This window comes from Streptomyces sp. NRRL WC-3605, from assembly GCF_001509795.1.
Classification (GTDB): domain Bacteria; phylum Actinomycetota; class Actinomycetes; order Streptomycetales; family Streptomycetaceae; genus Streptomyces; species Streptomyces viridochromogenes.
In genome coordinates this window covers 106176-121886 of record NZ_LLZN01000127.1, presented here as the reverse complement: position 1 = coordinate 121886, position 15711 = coordinate 106176, and the positions used below count along the sequence as shown (strand labels likewise).

Sequence of the window (15711 nt, the reverse complement as noted above, 5' to 3'; positions counted from 1 at the left end):
GGGCGGCCGGGTCCCACCGTCACAGCAGCGCGGCGACCCTGTCGCGGTAGCCGCGGACCGGGGCCGCGTCGCGGTAGGGCTCCAGCCTGCGTTCGAAGTCGCGGACGTACTCGATCGCCCGGACGGACCGCATCTCCGCCGCCTGGCCCGCCGCCTCGGCGGCCAGGGCGCACGCCTGGTCGAGCTCGCCGAGGCCGAGACGGGCGCTGGCCAGGACGAGCCGGCAGAACAGGCGGCTGCGGGCGAAGGCGGGGGCCCGCAGCTGCAGGGAGCGCTCGGCGTGCTGGGCGGACGCGCGGAACTGCTGGAGGTCCCGGTGGCAGTGGCCGAACTCGTCGGCGAGCTGCGCGTCGTCGAAGAACCGCGCCCAGTGCGGGACGTCGTCGCCGGGGCGGGCGGCCTCCAGGGCGCGTTCGGCCCGGACCAGGGACGCCGTGCAGGCGCGGACCTCGCCGAGCACCCCGTGGCCGCGCGCCTCGCAGGCGTGCAGCAGGGCCAGCACGGCCGGCGGGGCGCCGGTGCCGACGCCCTGCTGGGCGACGCGCGCGAGCTGGACGGCCTCCCGGCCGTGCCCGAGGTAGACGGCCTGCCGGCTCATGGTCGCCAGGACGTACGACCCGAACGGCCGGTCCCCGGCGGCCTGGGCCAGCCGCAGCGCCTGCACGAAGTAGCGCTGGGCCAGCCCGTGCGCGGCGATGTCGAACGACGTCCAGCCCGCGAGCCGCGTGAGGTCCGCGGCGGCGGCGAACAGCCGGCGTCCGGTCTGCTCGCCGTAGGTGCCGCGCAGCATCGGCTCGCACTCGTGCTCCAGGTAGCGCACGAGGGCCTGGCGGGCGTGGCCGCCGCCGTACATGTCGTCCAGGGAGCGGAACAGGTCGCCGACCGAGCGCAGCGCGGCGATGTCGCCGCCGGTGACCTTCTGGCCGGGCCCGCGCTCGGCCTGGCCGCGCTGGCGGGGCACCACCGGCCGGCCCGGGACCTGCACCCGGGTCACCGGCTCGCCGCGCGCGACCTTGTCGTCGGCGCGGCCGATCAGCCAGTCCCGGCTGGGCACGACGAGCCCGGCCGGGGTGAACGCGATCTTGCGCAGCTCGGCGTGGCTGCCGGAGTCCTTGCGCCACAGGCCGCTGACGATGTCGACGGCCTCCTCGGGGGTCGCGGCGAACTCCAGCCCGGCGTACACGGGCGCGCAGGCGTCCAGGCCGAGGTCCTGGGCGGTGAGGCGGCGGCCGAGGCGCCGGGTGAAGACCTCGGCGATCAGCGCCGGGGTCGTGCCGCGCGGCTGCTGTCCGCGCAGCCAGCGGGTGACCGATGTCTTGTCGTATCTCAGGTCAAGCCCGTGTTCGAGTCCGAGCTGGTCCACCCGGCGGGCGAGACCCGCGTTGGAGAATCCCGCTTCTGCGATGAGCGCGGCGAGCTGTCGATTGGGAGTGCGCTGCGCGGGTCGTTCCGTCATCTGCGGTGCGGTCTCCTGCCTTTCGGGCGTCGCGTGGCCGTGCGGCCGCCGAACGCCCGGATTGCCGGTGAGCAGCCCTTTTGGCCTCTCGAACGGCGCGAATGTAGCGGAGAGTAAGCACCTGATCGCACATTACGCCACCCATTCATCCGATCGTGTGAGGATTGGGCCTACGGGCTGACGTGGGCCGCGGGAGCCCACTCGAACGGACCGGTCGTACAGTGGCGTAGGCACGCTTCGTGCCTTACGACTTTCCGGTGCTTCTAGGGAGGCGCTTGCCGTGAGTGAGTTGCGGTTCGTCCGCATGGGGTTCGGCGCGGATGCCGTCGATTACCAGGTGGCGTGGGACGAGCAGCGCCGCGTGCACGCGGCCCGGTTCGCGGACGAGATCGGCGACACCGTCCTGCTGCTCGAACACCCCCCGGTGTACACGGCGGGCCGGCGCACCGCCGACAACGAGCGCCCGCTGGACGGCACGCCGGTCGTCGACGTGGACCGCGGCGGCAAGATCACCTGGCACGGCCCCGGCCAGCTGGTCGGCTACCCCATCCAGAAGCTCCCCCGCCCCGTGGACGTCGTGGCGCACGTACGGCGGCTGGAGGAGGCCCTGATCCGCACCTGCGCGGAGTTCGGCCTGGAGACCACCCGGGTCGAGGGCCGCAGCGGCGTCTGGGTCCTCGGCGATCCCGTCGACCAGCGCCCGGCGCTCGGCGGCCTCTCCCTGGACTTCGACCCCCGCCTCACCGACGACGAGTTCGACCCGCGGCTGAACGGCCCCGAGTACGCGCCCTCCAACGCCGGACAGCGGCGCGAGGACCGCAAGATCGCGGCCATCGGGATCCGGGTGGCGAAGGGCGTGACCATGCACGGCTTCGCTCTCAACGTGAACCCGGACAACAAGTGGTTCGACAAGATCATCCCGTGTGGCATCCGGGACGCCGGTGTCGCCTCGCTGGCGGCGGAGCTGGGCCGGGACGTCACCATCGAGGAGGTGCTGCCGGTCGTCGAGCGGCACCTGAGGGACGTGCTGGAGAACGCGGACCTCAAGCCGCGCGAGATCGAGCGGGCGGCCGTCTGAGACGGGGAATGGGCCCTGAGGTCACGGGGTTGGCCTGACGGCAGGGCTCAGTAAGCACGGGCGTACCCTGGTGTACGCCGAAGAATCGAAGCACAGGGAGCCGACGTGTCCGCAGTCTCACCGGACGGACGCAAGATGCTGCGCCTGGAGGTCCGCAACAGCCAGACCCCCATCGAGCGCAAGCCCGAGTGGATCAAGACCCGGGCGAAAATGGGCCCCGAGTACACCAAGATGCAGAGCCTCGTGAAGAGCGAGGGGCTGCACACGGTCTGCCAGGAAGCCGGCTGCCCCAACATCTACGAGTGCTGGGAGGACCGCGAGGCCACCTTCCTCATCGGCGGCGACCAGTGCACCCGGCGCTGCGACTTCTGCCAGATCGACACCGGCAAGCCCGAGGCGCTCGACCGCGACGAGCCGCGCCGCGTCGGCGAGTCCGTGGTCACCATGGACCTGAACTACGCCACGATCACCGGCGTAGCCCGTGACGACCTCCCCGACGGCGGCGCCTGGCTGTACGCCGAGACGGTCCGCCAGATCCACGAGCAGACCGCCGCCCGTGAGGCCGGCCGCACCAAGGTCGAGCTGCTCGCCCCCGACTTCAACGCGGTCCCGGAGCTGCTGCGGGAGGTCTTCGAGTCCCGCCCCGAGGTGTTCGCGCACAACGTCGAGACGGTCCCGCGGATCTTCAAGCGCATCCGCCCCGGCTTCCGCTACGAGCGCTCCCTGAAGGTCATCACCGACGCCCGCGACTTCGGGCTGGTGACCAAGTCCAACCTGATCCTCGGCATGGGCGAGACGCGTGAGGAGGTCAGCGAGGCGCTGCGGCAGCTGCACGACGCCGGCTGCGAGCTGATCACCATCACGCAGTACCTGCGCCCGAGCGTGCGCCACCACCCCGTGGAGCGCTGGGTCAAGCCGCAGGAGTTCGTGGAGCTGAAGGAGGAGGCCGAGCAGATCGGCTTCTCCGGTGTGATGTCCGGCCCGCTGGTGCGCTCCTCGTACCGCGCGGGCCGGCTGTACCAGATGGCGGTCGAGAAGCGCGGCGCGTTCGTCGCCTCGCAGGCCGTCTGACGGCACGGAGTGTCACTGTGCGCGTGTGAATCCGCGCACAGGCTGAAGTCCCCCGGCTCCGGCCGGACGACGCGGCCCGGTACGTCGTCGCAGTTGGCGACCACGTCCGGGCCGCGTCCGGTCGTTCCGGTGCCACATCCGCCCTTCATCGGTGTTTGACCGGTCGGTCACGCCCTGGTAACACCAATCAGTGACACTGGTTGCACACGCTGTGCACCGCTCACCGGAGCAGTCATTCCCGAGGGGGGACCTCTGCCATGCAGGCCGCGCCCGTTCGCGCCACCGCCATCCCGTCGTTCACCGATGCACTGCGTGCCGTCGAGTCGCTGCTGATGGGCAGCGGCCAGCGCACGGCCCGCCGCAACGCCTGGACCTCCGTCCTGGAGGACCGCCGCCGCGCGAAGGACCGCGTCGATGCGGAGCGCGTTCTGGAGCGGACGCCCGCTCCCCGGCTCTGAGGCCACTCGCCGTCGAAGGCGCTCTCGGGGCCACGTAGACTTCGTGGCATGGCGAGGAAGGACACGGCAGCGGACGCTGCGAACCCCGGGCGACTCAAGCAGATCGCTCTGACCTACAAGATGACCCGCAGGGCCGACAAGAAGATCGGTCTTGTGCTCGCGGCTGTCGGAATCGTCACCTTCGGTGTCTTCCTCGCGATCGGCTTCTTGATCGGGCACCCCATCTATCTCGGCATCCTGGGCCTGCTGCTCGCCTTCCTCGCGACGGCGATCGTGTTCGGGCGCCGGGCCGAGCGGGCGGCCTTCGGCCAGATGGAGGGCCAGCCGGGCGCCGCAGCGGCCGTGCTGGACAACATCGGCCGAGGCTGGACGACCACCCCCGCGGTGTCGATGAACCGCAGCCAGGACGTGGTGCACCGGGCCGTCGGCAAGGCGGGCATCGTGCTGGTAGCCGAGGGCAACCCGAACCGGGTGAAGAGCCTGCTGGCCGCCGAGAAGAAGAAGATGAACCGCATCGTGGCGGACGTGCCTGTGCACGACCTGATCGTGGGCACGGGCGAGGGCCAGGTCGAGCTGAAGAAGCTGCGAACCACCATGCTCAAGCTGCCGCGCGTGCTCACCGGCCCCCAGGTGACCGCCACCAACGACCGGCTCAAGGCCATGGGCGACCTGATGAGCAACATGCCGCTGCCGAAGGGCCCCATGCCCAAGGGCATGAAGCTGCCGAAGGGCAACTTCCGGCGCTGACCGCGCCACACCCCGACGAGAAAGGGGGCGCCCGGAGTGATTCCGGGCGCCCCCTTCGTCGTACGCGGGGCTCTACGGCTTTGTGGAGCCAGGGGGTGTCTTGCTGACCCGGCCTGATCGGCAAGACGCCCCCTAGGCGCGGAGCTCGACGGTGCCGGCGAGGCGGTCGTGGAGGCCGCGGCCGTCGCGGTCCCAGATCAGGGCCGGGAGGGCGACGCAGAGCAGGGCCGTGCGCAGCAGGGCGCGCAGCGGGTTGACCGTGCCGCTGTCCAGGGCGACCACGCGCAGCCCGAAGAGGCGCTTGCCGGGGGTGAAGCCGAGGGTGCCGACGGTCAGCACGCCCATCGCGAAGAAGAGGAGCAGCGCCCAGTTGCCGGTGGCCTGGCCGTAGCCGTCGGTGAGAAGGCCGTATGCGATCAGGACGCAGAGCCCCCAGTCCACGGCCAGGGCGCCGAGCCGCCGTCCGGGGCGGGCGATGGAGCCCGGCCCGTCCTGCGGAAGGCCCAGCTGCTCCCCCCGGTATCCGAAGTCGACACCGGCTTCCTCCGCGGCCGCGCGGGGGCCGGAGAGCCAGGATCCGATTGCTTGCCTCTTGTCCACGCCACCACGGTACTGGGCTCGTTCTGGCATGTGGACACGAGGGGTGAGAGGGGGGATGTCCGGTTAACGTGTGCGAAACAAATGGGTCACGCCCGAGAAATCACCCGTCCCTAGGGTCGAGTGCAGCGTGTGCCACCCGCACTGGCCGCACGAACGATCTACCACCCCGGCGGGACGGTCGGGAGTAGGAGGAGCTGGATGTTCCAGAACGCCGACGAGGCCAAGAAGTTCATCGCGGACGAGGACGTCAAGTTCATCGACGTCCGCTTCTGCGACCTGCCGGGCGTCATGCAGCACTTCTCGCTGCCCGTCGAGGCGTTCGACCCCGACGAGGAGCTGGCGTTCGACGGTTCGTCGATCCGCGGCTTCCAGGCCATCCACGAGTCCGACATGGCGCTGCGCGCCGACCTGTCGACCGCGCGGGTGGACCCCTTCCGCCGTGACAAGACCCTCAACATCAACTTCTTCATCCACGACCCGATCACGGGCGAGCAGTACTCCCGTGACCCGCGCAACGTGGCGAAGAAGGCCGAGGCCTACCTGGCGTCGACGGGTATCGCCGACACCGCGTTCTTCGGTCCCGAGGCCGAGTTCTACGTCTTCGACAGCGTGCGCTTCCGCACCTCGGAGAACGAGTCCTTCTACCACATCGACTCCGAGGCGGGCGCCTGGAACACCGGTGCGCTGGAGGACAACCGCGGCTACAAGGTCCGCTACAAGGGCGGCTACTTCCCGGTCCCGCCGGTCGACCACTTCGCCGACCTGCGTGCCGAGATCTCCCTGGAGCTGGCCAAGGCCGGCCTGCAGGTCGAGCGCCAGCACCACGAGGTGGGCACCGCCGGCCAGGCCGAGATCAACTACAAGTTCAACACGCTGCTCGCCGCGGCCGACGACCTCCAGCTCTTCAAGTACATCGTGAAGAACGTGGCCTGGCGCAACGGCAAGACCGCGACCTTCATGCCGAAGCCGATCTTCGGTGACAACGGCTCGGGCATGCACGTGCACCAGTCGCTGTGGCAGGGCGGCTCGCCGCTCTTCTACGACGAGGCCGGTTACGCGGGCCTGTCGGACCTGGCCCGCTACTACATCGGCGGCATCCTCAAGCACGCCCCGTCGCTGCTCGCCTTCACCAACCCGACGGTGAACTCGTACCACCGCCTGGTCCCGGGCTTCGAGGCGCCGATCAACCTGGTGTACTCGCAGCGCAACCGCTCCGCCGCGATGCGCATCCCGATCACGGGCTCCAACCCGAAGGCCAAGCGCGTCGAGTTCCGCGCGCCCGACTCCTCCGGCAACCCGTACCTGGCCTTCTCGGCGCTGCTGCTCGCGGGCCTGGACGGCATCAAGAACAAGATCGAGCCGGCCGAGCCGATCGACAAGGACCTCTACGAGCTGGCTCCCGAGGAGCACGCCAACGTGGCCCAGGTCCCGACCTCGCTCCCCGCGGTGCTCGACTCGCTGGAGGCCGACCACGAGTTCCTGCTCCAGGGCGACGTCTTCACGCCGGACCTGATCGAGACGTGGATCGACTTCAAGCGCACCAACGAGATCGCCCCGCTCCAGCTCCGCCCGCACCCGCACGAGTTCGAGCTGTACTTCGACGTGTGATCGGCGCCTGAGCCGAGCAGTGTTCACGCCCGCGCCCCCGCTGTCCGATGGACGGTGGGGGCGCGGGCGTGTGTTCTATTCTGGGGGGATGGGATCGCACGGGGGTGGAGGCCATGGCTGAGTCGGGGCACGACGAGCACGAGCGTGAGTTCGACATCCGGTGGGCCGACGCCGCGGAGCACAAGGAGCCGTCGGCGCGGGCGCGGATGCTCGCCGCGCGGTGGAAGCACGAGCCGCCCGGCCCGGTGCCGTTCCGGCCCGAACCCGATCATGTGGCCCGCCGGCAGCGCCGGTCGGGATGGGTGTCCACGGTCGTCGTCCTCGGCAGCGTCGCCGCCGTCATCCTGCTGCTGGGCTACTTCCGGTTCACCGCGCCGTAGGTCGTGTCCGGCCTGACGGGGTGCGGGGCTTTGCCGCTCCTGGGGGCGCTCGCGACCCGTTCATGGGAAGGGGCGGGTGCACACTGGGCAGTGGGACGAGTGCCTGAGTGCGGGATGGTGCACCATGCAGAGCCGCTTCCGCAGTGACCGGCGGTTGACCGCCCGGATGGGCGTCACGCTGTTCCTGCTCGGGTTGTTGTACGTGGCGTTCATCGCCGCGCTGATCGTGCTGCTGAAGTCCTGGGTGCTGGTCGTGGTGATCGCCGCCGGCCTGCTGGGCGCCCAGTACTGGTTCTCCGACCGGGTCGCGCTGTTCGCGATGCGCGGGCGGCCCGTGGAGCGCGAGGAGTACCCCGAGCTGCACGGCGTCGTCGACCGGCTCTGCGCCATCGCCGACATGCCGAAGCCGGTGGTCGCGGTGTCCGACCTGGAGATGCCCAACGCCTTCGCCACCGGCCGCAACGCCGATCACGCCGTGGTCTGCGTGACCACGGGGCTGTTGCGCCGGCTGGAGCGGGACGAGCTGGAGGGGGTCCTCGCGCACGAACTGGCGCACGTCGCGCACAAGGACGTCGCCGTGATCACCGTCGCCTCGTTCCTCGGGGTGATCGCCGGACTCGTCGTACGGTTCGCCTTCTACTCGCAGCTCTTCGGGGGCGGCCGCCGGGACCAGAACACGGCGGTCGTGTTCGCCGCCATCATGGGTGTGTCGGCCGCGGTGTACGCGCTGAGCTTCCTGCTGATCCGGGCCCTGTCCCGGTACCGCGAGCTGGCCGCCGACCGGGCCGCGGCGCTGCTCACCGGACGGCCCTCGGTACTGGCCTCCGCGCTCACCAAGGTCTCCGGCGACCTCGCCCGCATCCCGACGAAGGACCTGCGGACCGCCCAGGCGTTCAACGCGTTCTACTTCACCCCGGCGCTGGGCCGCGAGCCCGGTCTGGCGCGGATCTTCTCCACCCACCCGAGCCTGGAGCAGCGGCTCGACCAGCTGGGGCGGATCTCCGCCGAGCTGGGTGAGGCGACGACTCCGGGAGGGGTGTGAGCATGGGGCTGCTGGACATACTGCTGGGCCGCAGCAAGCCGGCCGCGCCCGATCTCGACCAGCTGTTCGGGCTGCCGTCGGCGGCCGTGACGCTGGAGGCGGCGACCGGGTTCCGGCCGACCGGAAACGGCGCGGTGTGCTTCGCGACGGTGGAGGGCGCGGCGTTCGTGCAGACGCACCGGGAGGTGCAGGCGCTGCTGGACGCGGACGCCGAACGGGAGGGCCGCCCGGTCGAGCTGACCCGGGACGCCTACGGCTACTCGTGGCTGGTCTCCCGGCGCTCCCCCGACGGGCTGCCGGACCTGGTCAACGATCTGCACGCGGTGAACAGCGCGATGGAGGTCAACGGGTTCGGCCCGCAGCTGCTCTGCTCGCTGGCGGGCTTCGAGGGGACGCAGGAGGACGGCGAGCCGGGCCGCCGTCTCGCCCTCGTCTATCTGTACAAGCGGGGCACCTTCTACCCGTTCGCCCCGCTGCCCGGCAGGCCGGAGCGGCGGGACAACGCGCTGGAGCTGCGGGTGACGGCCGCGCTGGCGGGCGACCTGCGGATGGAGCAGGACCTCTCCCGCTGGTTCCCGGTGTGGGGCGCCCCCGGTCTGTGACCAGGGACGCCCCGGCCACCCGCGGTCAGCACCGCGGGTGGTCTCAGTTGGCCTTCTCGCGCGCCTGACGGCGGGCCTCCAGGGGGCGCTCGCGACGGTAGCGGCGCTCCCACTTGGCCTGCGTGTCGCGGCGCTCGCGGTAGCTGCGGTAGTCGGCCGGTGCGCTGCCGCCCGCCGCCGGTCCTCCTCCGGCTCCGCCGCTCGTCGCGGAGGAGCCACGGCCGTACTGGACGTAGAGGAAGAGCACGGCGACCGCGGCCAGCCAGTAGACGTGGTTTCCGAATCCGAGGATCACCAGGACGACGGTCCCGGACATGACGATGGTGCCCATCACGGGCCTCCGTGGGCGTGGGTAGGTCTGAGCGGTGAGCGGGATGTCCCCGGCGGGGCGCTGGGGAGGGCAGCCGTCCGTCGGTGCCGTAGAGAGTAGCCCCGAGTCCGCGGGGTGGCGCCCGTCCTGCGGGAAACGGCGAGGGCTGCTCCGTTACGCGTGTCCAGGGTAGGGATCCGGTCACACGCCGTGCACCTCCTTTTCCCGGGGCGCGTACGCGGTGCGTGAACGGGGCGCGTGACCGGGCTCTCGCCCGCGGCCGTCCTGCCCTGGCCCTCGGCTTCCCGGAGCACGGCGCAAGCACCGGCGAGCAGAAGGACCTGAGTCTGCGCAGGCGCCTGGAGCAAGCGCCCGAGGACGGGCCGTCCTCGGGGTGCCGGAGACGGACGCGGCGATGCCGGAGGGGACAGGGGCGGTGCGGGATGCGCCGAGCGCCCGTTCCCGGTTCACGCGGTTCGGCGTACGGGGCGCGGGGCACATGCCGGGCCCGCGGTTCGAGAGCCACGCGGAGGACAGGCGGACGTTCGTGGACGCGGTCCTGGACGGCTGGGCCGCTCCCGCGGGGCCGGACGCCTGAGGCGGCCCCGGCCCCGCGTCGTACGGCGGCCACCGGCCCGGAGGCGCGGGTGACCGGGTGCTGAGGCCCGGTCCGGCGTCACACGCCCGGCGCCGCCGCGACCACTCCCGCCGCGATCGCGGCGCCCAGCGTCGTGTGGTCGGTGACCGTCTGGTCGGCGTAGCCGAAGGCGAAGTCGGTCACCGCGCGGTCGAAGGTGTCGGAGGCGCCGAGGTAGGCGGCGATGGCGATGCGGTCGCCGGAGCGGGCGTGGGCGCGTGCGAGGGCGGTGCCGCACAGCCGGGCGTAGGCCAGCAGGTCCCCCGGGCTCATCCCGGCGACGTCCGCGCCGCCCTTCATGTCCCGCAGTCGGCGCCAGTAGAAGGCGCGGCCCTGCGGCCCCGACATCCAGCCGAGGAAGATGTCGCTCGCGGCCTGCAGCAGGCGCTGCCCGGCGACGACCCGGTGCCCCGGGTGGGTGTACGGCCCGTTCGGAAGGTGCTCCTCCAGGACCGACTGCCGGGCCTCCTTGATCTGGAGGAAGAGCGGGTCGTCGGCGTCCCGCCCGGTGAGCAGCACGATGAAGCAGCGCAGGCCGACGCTGCCGACGCCGACGACCTCGCGGGCCGCGTCGACGAACCGGTAGCGGTCCAGGAGCAGCCGGCGTTCCTCGGAGAGGGTCGAGCGGTAGTCGCTGAAGACCTTGCGCAGGGAGGCCATGTCGGAGACGCCGGCGGGTTCCAGGAGGGGCGGGTCGTGGATGATGCGCCGGCGGCCGTCCACGAGCTCGGTCAGCTTGCCGTAGGCCCGCAGGCTGGTGCGCCGGCGGGCCCGGCCGAGGGTGGCCTCGACGCGGCGCCGGTCGCGCGCGGAGCGGGCCAGCGGCAGCAGCTGGTCGGTGCCGATGCGCGTGAACCAGACGTCGAGTTCGCCGAGCGGGGCGAGCCGACGCATGGCGGTGCGGTACGCGGTGACGGCCTCGTGGGCCGCGCGCCCGGCCTTGGCGTCCGGGTGGCCGTTCTCGCGGGCGGCCACCACGATCGAGGCGGCGAGCCGTTTGACATCCCATTCGAACGGGCCGGGGAACGTCTCGTCGAAGTCGTCGATGTCGAAGAGCAGGGAGCCTTCCGGTGAGGCGTACAGGCCGAAGTTGAGCAGATGGGCGTCGCCGCACAGCTGCACGGTCAGGCCGGTGTGCGGGAGCGCGGCGAGGTCGGCGGCCATCACGGCGGCGGCGCCGCGCAGGAAGGCGAAGGGCGAGGACGCCATCCGCCCGTACCGGACGGGCAGCAGCTCGGCCAGCCGGTCCCGCCCCTGGCGCTCCAGTACGGCGACCGGGTCGGGCCGGCCGAAGGGCGGGGCCCAGCCGGCGTGGCCGGAGCGGCGTACGTGCTGCCGGGCGGCCCGCCCCCGCTCGGCACGCTCGGCGGGGCTGCCGGCGGCGGTCATGCGGGGCTCCGGCTGCCGAGGGGAGCGGTCCGGGGCGGTGAGGGCCGCGCGGCCACCCTCGTGCGGGATGCGCCCGGGCCGGTCAGCCGCCGTGTGCCGTCCTTGTCCATCGCGCCTCCCGGTGCCGCCCTCGGTGCCGAACGCGGTCGTGTCCCCTGTCTGGCAGTGAAGGCGGGCCGGGGGGCGTACGCATGCCGGATACGGCGAACGGGTGACGTACGCCGGGTGCTCCCGTCGGCGGAAGCACCCGGCGGACACCGCCTACCGGGCGTACCTCATCAGCGCCCGGACCATGTGGCAGGTCGTCTCGGACGGCGGGTGCACGCCGATCGTCTCCGCGGCGCTGCGGATCCGCTCGTTGCGGGCCTGGTCGGGCAGGTAGACGCCCGAGTCGAGGAGCGCTATCGCGAGGCGCATGGCCTTGAGACGGCGGTTGTGCGTGATGTACCACTCGCGGGGCCGGCCCGGCGGCAGCGCCCGCTTCGGCACGGGCGCGTACGGCAGGTCGAGCAGCACGGGGTGCTGGGCGGTGGACTGGGTGCGCGTCGGTTTGCGGGCGGGCTTCGGCTTCAGTGCGGCAGCGGGCACAGGCATCCTCCTGTCGCGGACGAGCGCCTCCGGGACGGGTCCGGTGACGCTCTCGAACACTGACTCCAGTCTACTGCCCGCCACTGACAGGCGGGGGTTCCAGACGTCCAGGAAATAGCCTGGTCAGAGCGGAAGTTGTCGATCCGTCAGCCGTCTGGCGAGCGATCTGCACACCTGGACCAAGAAATCGAACAGAGGGGGTGTGGGGATACCCTGTGCGGCATGGAGATCTGGATCAACCCGGCCTGTTCCAAGTGCCGCAGCGCGCTGACCCTGCTGGACGCCGAGGGCGCCGACTACACGGTCCGCCGCTACCTGGAGGACGTCCCGACCGAGGACGAGATCCGGGACGTCCTGGACCGGCTCGGACTGGAGCCCTGGGACATCACCCGTACCCAGGAGGCCGACGCCGAGGAGCTCGGGCTCAAGGACTGGCCGCGGGACTCGGACGCCCGGGACCGGTGGGTCACGGCCCTCGCCGGACATCCCCGGCTGATCCAGCGCCCCATCATCACCGCGCAGGACGGCACGGCCGTGGTCGGGCGGTCCGAGGAGGCCGTGCGGGACGCGCTGACCCGCGAGGGCTGACCCCTCGCCGGACGCCCAACTCCCTTGGGTGTGACCTACGTTACTCGGACTCCTCCGGTGACCGCTGAGTAACGGCGTTCGGCATCTCGTACATAGCGGCGTACGCTCCCCTACCCCCCAGGAGTCGCGGATGTCGCGCAGGAGAACTGTCAGCACGAAGAAGAAGCTCGCCCTGCTGGTGAGTGCGGCGACGGTGGCGGGCGGCGGTGCCTTCGTCATGGCGAGCACCTCGAACGCCTCCCAGACGCCCACGGCGACCGTCAAGTCCGCCGCGGACTCGACGGTGTGCCAGGGCCTCGCCACGGCGCTCGGCAACAACCAGCGGTTCATCGACGGGCAGCGGGCCGCCCCGGACGCGCAGTCGGAGGCCCGCATCGCCAACCGCGAGGCCGTCATCAAGCAGATCAAGGTCCAGCAGGAGGCGTCCGGGTGCGCCGTCGGGGAGTCGGCTCAGGGCTCCCAGGCGGCACAGCCCAGCGCTCCGGCGGGCGGCGCGGCCGGAAACGGGGGCCAGGCGGCCGGGAACGAGGGCCAAGCGGCCGGGAACGCGGGCTCCGGTCAGAACGCCGGCGGGGGCGGCGGCCAGAACGCGGGGAACGGGAACGCCGGTGGCGGTGCCGCGGCGGGCCAGCAGGTCTGCAACGGCTCGACCGTCACCCTGTCCGGCGAGGGCGGGGCACCCGCCGCGTCCAGCAGCCAGTTCCCGGCGGGCACCAAGCTGAAGGTCACCAACCTGGACAACAACAAGTCCACGACGGTGGAGGTCACCTCGGTCTCCGGCAGCTGTGTGCTGCTGAACAACGCGGCCTTCGAGCAGGTCCGTGAGCCCGGCAAGTTCCTCATCCGCCGGGCCGTGATCGAGAAGGTGGGGTGACGACCGGGCGACCACCACGACGCCGTACGCGTCAGGGGCCCCGCCGCTCGCGGCCACGAGCGGCGGGGCCCCGCGGCATCGCATACGAGTGCGGGTCCGGCGCCCCTCCCCCGGCGCCGGACCCCGCCCGGTGTGCTTCGCGCGGCCGCTCACCGCGTGAATCGGGCCACACGGGCACCCGGTAACACGGGGTTCACACATGGGCAATGGCCGGGAAATCGCCTGTTGACAAGCTCCCGGACATCGAGAGAGCGGCGCCCCAGTGCCGCAGCGCCGCAGCACCCGCGGTACGCGCCCTGACCCACCCCGAAGGAAGTGGCCCGTGACCTTCAAGGCTGAGTACATCTGGATCGACGGCACCGAGCCGACGGCCAAGCTCCGTTCCAAGACGAAGATCCTGGCGGACGACGCCAAGGGTGCCGAGCTGCCGATCTGGGGCTTCGACGGGTCCTCCACCAACCAGGCCGAGGGGCACGCCTCGGACCGCGTGCTGAAGCCGGTCTTCACCTGTCCCGACCCGATCCGGGGCGGCGACGACGTCCTCGTGCTGTGCGAGGTCCTGAACATCGACATGACGCCGCACGAGTCCAACACCCGTGCCGCGCTCGCCGAGGTCGCGGAGAAGTTCGCCGCGCAGGAGCCCATCTTCGGCATCGAGCAGGAGTACACGTTCTTCAAGGACGGCTACCCGCTCGGCTTCCCCAAGGGCGGCTTCCCGGCCCCCCAGGGCGGCTACTACTGCGGTGTCGGCGCCGACGAGATCTTCGGCCGTGACGTCGTCGAGGCCCACCTCGACAACTGCCTCGAGGCGGGCCTGGGCATCTCCGGCATCAACGCAGAGGTCATGCCCGGCCAGTGGGAGTTCCAGGTCGGTCCGCTGTCCCCGCTGGAGGTCTCCGACCAGCTGTGGGTGGCCCGCTGGCTGCTGTACCGCACGGCCGAGGACTTCGGTGTCGCCGCGACCCTGGACCCCAAGCCGGTGAAGGGCGACTGGAACGGCGCCGGCGCGCACACCAACTTCTCCACCAAGGCCATGCGTGAGGGCTACGACGCCATCATCACCGCCTGCGAGTCCCTCGGCGAGGGCTCTAAGCCGCTCGACCACGTCAAGAACTACGGCGCCGGCATCGACGACCGCCTCACCGGTCTGCACGAGACCGCCCCGTGGAACGAGTACTCCTACGGTGTCTCCAACCGCGGCGCCTCGGTCCGTATCCCGTGGCAGGTCGAGAAGGACGGCAAGGGCTACATCGAGGACCGCCGCCCGAACGCCAACGTCGACCCCTACACGGTGACCCGTCTGCTGGTCGACACCTGCTGCTCCGCGCTGGAGAAGGCCGGCCAGGTCTGATCCGCCGCCGCCCGGCTGTGCGAAGGGGCGTCCGCCGTCACCGGTGGGCGCCCCTCTCGCGTGCCCGGACGTCCGCTCCCGCGCCCGCGGTCCACCAACCGGACGAAGGCTCCCCTCGGGGTCGGGCGTCTGGTTCAATGGCTCCATGGCCGGCTTCCAGAACCACTCCGCGACAGGTCGTCTCGACCTCGAGCCGTTCTGGCCTTCCCGTCAGCATCACGACTTCGACCGGGTGTGTTGCCGCGCGCTGACCGCGCGGGCCCGGTAGAGCCGTTCCCCCGGCCTTCGGCCAGCGCGACACGACGTACGTCTTCCCACGGACCTCTCGCGCGAAAGAGCTGACCTCCCATGGCGACCACCCGTTCCCTGTCCTCCGCCCCCACGCTCGCCTCCCCCTCGTCGACCGGTGTCCGGCAGCATCTGCGTGCCGTCGACCGGGACGAGGTGATCGACGTCGCGGCCCTCCTGCCGCCGGGCGCCACCTGGCTGCCCGCCCCCCAGCACTCCCTGCCCGCCCTGCCGGGGCAGCCGCCGATGGTCGGCTACCTGGTGCTCGTCCCGGCCGACCGGCAGCCGGCGCTCGGGCCGGCCGCTGAGCCCGCCGGCGACCCGCTGGTCGCCATCGACCCGGTACGGCGCACCGCCGCCGTCGACGGCCGGGAACTCGACCTGACGTACTTGGAGTTCGAGCTGCTCGCCCATCTGGTGGCGCACCCGCACCGGGTGCACACCCGCGACCAGCTGGTCACCACGGTGTGGGGGTACGGGCATGTCGGCGACGGCCGGACCGTCGACGTGCACATCGCCCGGCTGCGCCGGAAGCTGGGCGCCGAGCACCGGGACACCATCCGCACGATCCGCCGCGTCGGCTACAAGTACGCCCCGCCGGCCGGGCGCTGACCGCCCGCCGCGTCCTCTGCCGTCGGCAGAAC

18 protein-coding genes are annotated in these 15711 nt (G+C 71.7%); 13 read left to right on the top strand and 5 right to left on the bottom strand.

Going from position 1 to position 15711, the window contains the following annotated elements; all coding sequences use genetic code 11:
- Nucleotides 1-19: 19 nt before the first annotated feature.
- Nucleotides 20-1456 carry a hypothetical protein gene (locus ADL34_RS34170; RefSeq protein WP_062667566.1) on the bottom strand — a complete coding sequence of 479 codons (1437 nt, stop codon included), beginning with the start codon at nucleotides 1454-1456 and terminating at the stop codon, nucleotides 20-22.
- A 280-nt stretch (nucleotides 1457-1736) separates the two neighbouring features.
- Between ADL34_RS34170 and lipB the strand changes: the two genes are divergently transcribed.
- The 4 genes from lipB (at nucleotide 1737) to ADL34_RS34150 (ending at nucleotide 4810) form a co-directional block, all read left to right on the top strand.
- Nucleotides 1737-2534 carry a lipoyl(octanoyl) transferase LipB gene (gene lipB / locus ADL34_RS34165; RefSeq protein WP_062667564.1) on the top strand — a complete coding sequence of 266 codons (798 nt, stop codon included), beginning with the start codon at nucleotides 1737-1739 and terminating at the stop codon, nucleotides 2532-2534.
- 105 nt (nucleotides 2535-2639) lie between these two features.
- Nucleotides 2640-3605, top strand: coding sequence for a lipoyl synthase (lipA, locus tag ADL34_RS34160; protein ID WP_062667562.1), 966 nt, complete (start codon nucleotides 2640-2642; stop codon nucleotides 3603-3605).
- Nucleotides 3606-3862: 257 nt separating this feature from the next.
- Nucleotides 3863-4063, top strand: a complete 201-nt coding sequence (locus ADL34_RS34155; protein ID WP_062667556.1) for a hypothetical protein — start codon at nucleotides 3863-3865, stop codon at nucleotides 4061-4063.
- A 48-nt stretch (nucleotides 4064-4111) separates the two neighbouring features.
- On the top strand, nucleotides 4112-4810 hold the full coding sequence (locus ADL34_RS34150) for a DUF4191 domain-containing protein (protein ID WP_062667554.1): 699 nt from the start codon (nucleotides 4112-4114) through the stop codon (nucleotides 4808-4810).
- Between the two features lie 132 nt (nucleotides 4811-4942).
- On the opposite strand, the gene ADL34_RS34145 is transcribed toward ADL34_RS34150, so the two are convergent.
- Entirely contained in the window at nucleotides 4943-5410 is a 468-nt protein-coding gene (locus ADL34_RS34145) for an RDD family protein (RefSeq protein ID WP_062667552.1), read from the bottom strand.
- 198 nt (nucleotides 5411-5608) lie between these two features.
- On the opposite strand from ADL34_RS34145, the gene glnA reads away from it, so the two are divergent.
- From glnA to pspAB, 4 genes are all read left to right on the top strand, one after another.
- The gene (glnA, locus tag ADL34_RS34140; protein WP_062667550.1) at nucleotides 5609-7018 is read left to right on the top strand and encodes a type I glutamate--ammonia ligase; all 1410 of its coding nucleotides are present in this window, start codon (nucleotides 5609-5611) and stop codon (nucleotides 7016-7018) included.
- 113 nt (nucleotides 7019-7131) lie between these two features.
- Nucleotides 7132-7398: a hypothetical protein gene (locus ADL34_RS34135; protein WP_062667548.1), complete on the top strand. Its 267-nt coding sequence runs from the start codon at nucleotides 7132-7134 to the stop codon at nucleotides 7396-7398.
- A gap of 124 nt (nucleotides 7399-7522) precedes the next feature.
- On the top strand, nucleotides 7523-8440 hold the full coding sequence (gene htpX / locus ADL34_RS34130; protein WP_062667547.1) for a zinc metalloprotease HtpX: 918 nt from the start codon (nucleotides 7523-7525) through the stop codon (nucleotides 8438-8440).
- A 2-nt stretch (nucleotides 8441-8442) separates the two neighbouring features.
- Nucleotides 8443-9042, top strand: coding sequence for a PspA-associated protein PspAB (pspAB, locus tag ADL34_RS34125; protein ID WP_062667546.1), 600 nt, complete (start codon nucleotides 8443-8445; stop codon nucleotides 9040-9042).
- 43 nt (nucleotides 9043-9085) lie between these two features.
- On the opposite strand, the gene ADL34_RS34120 is transcribed toward pspAB, so the two are convergent.
- Entirely contained in the window at nucleotides 9086-9373 is a 288-nt protein-coding gene (locus ADL34_RS34120; RefSeq protein ID WP_062667545.1) for a hypothetical protein, read from the bottom strand.
- 394 nt (nucleotides 9374-9767) lie between these two features.
- Here ADL34_RS34120 and ADL34_RS34115 point away from each other — a divergent pair, with 394 nt between their 5' ends.
- Nucleotides 9768-9950: a hypothetical protein gene (locus ADL34_RS34115; protein WP_159039022.1), complete on the top strand. Its 183-nt coding sequence runs from the start codon at nucleotides 9768-9770 to the stop codon at nucleotides 9948-9950.
- A 78-nt stretch (nucleotides 9951-10028) separates the two neighbouring features.
- On the opposite strand, the gene ADL34_RS34110 is transcribed toward ADL34_RS34115, so the two are convergent.
- Nucleotides 10029-11378, bottom strand: a complete 1350-nt coding sequence (locus tag ADL34_RS34110) for a DUF2252 domain-containing protein (RefSeq protein WP_062667543.1) — start codon at nucleotides 11376-11378, stop codon at nucleotides 10029-10031.
- A 261-nt stretch (nucleotides 11379-11639) separates the two neighbouring features.
- Nucleotides 11640-11966: a hypothetical protein gene (locus tag ADL34_RS34105; protein WP_062667640.1), complete on the bottom strand. Its 327-nt coding sequence runs from the start codon at nucleotides 11964-11966 to the stop codon at nucleotides 11640-11642.
- A 222-nt stretch (nucleotides 11967-12188) separates the two neighbouring features.
- On the opposite strand from ADL34_RS34105, the gene ADL34_RS34100 reads away from it, so the two are divergent.
- From ADL34_RS34100 to ADL34_RS34085, 4 genes are all read left to right on the top strand, one after another.
- Nucleotides 12189-12554: an arsenate reductase family protein gene (locus ADL34_RS34100; RefSeq protein WP_062667542.1), complete on the top strand. Its 366-nt coding sequence runs from the start codon at nucleotides 12189-12191 to the stop codon at nucleotides 12552-12554.
- 130 nt (nucleotides 12555-12684) lie between these two features.
- A complete protein-coding gene (locus tag ADL34_RS34095; RefSeq protein ID WP_062667541.1) occupies nucleotides 12685-13428 on the top strand; it encodes a hypothetical protein in 744 nt (247 codons plus the stop codon).
- A 322-nt stretch (nucleotides 13429-13750) separates the two neighbouring features.
- A complete protein-coding gene (glnII, locus tag ADL34_RS34090; RefSeq protein ID WP_062667539.1) occupies nucleotides 13751-14779 on the top strand; it encodes a glutamine synthetase in 1029 nt (342 codons plus the stop codon).
- A gap of 348 nt (nucleotides 14780-15127) precedes the next feature.
- Complete coding sequence (locus ADL34_RS34085; protein WP_062667537.1) at nucleotides 15128-15679, top strand: winged helix-turn-helix domain-containing protein; 552 nt, start codon at nucleotides 15128-15130, stop codon at nucleotides 15677-15679.
- Nucleotides 15680-15711: the final 32 nt, after the last annotated feature.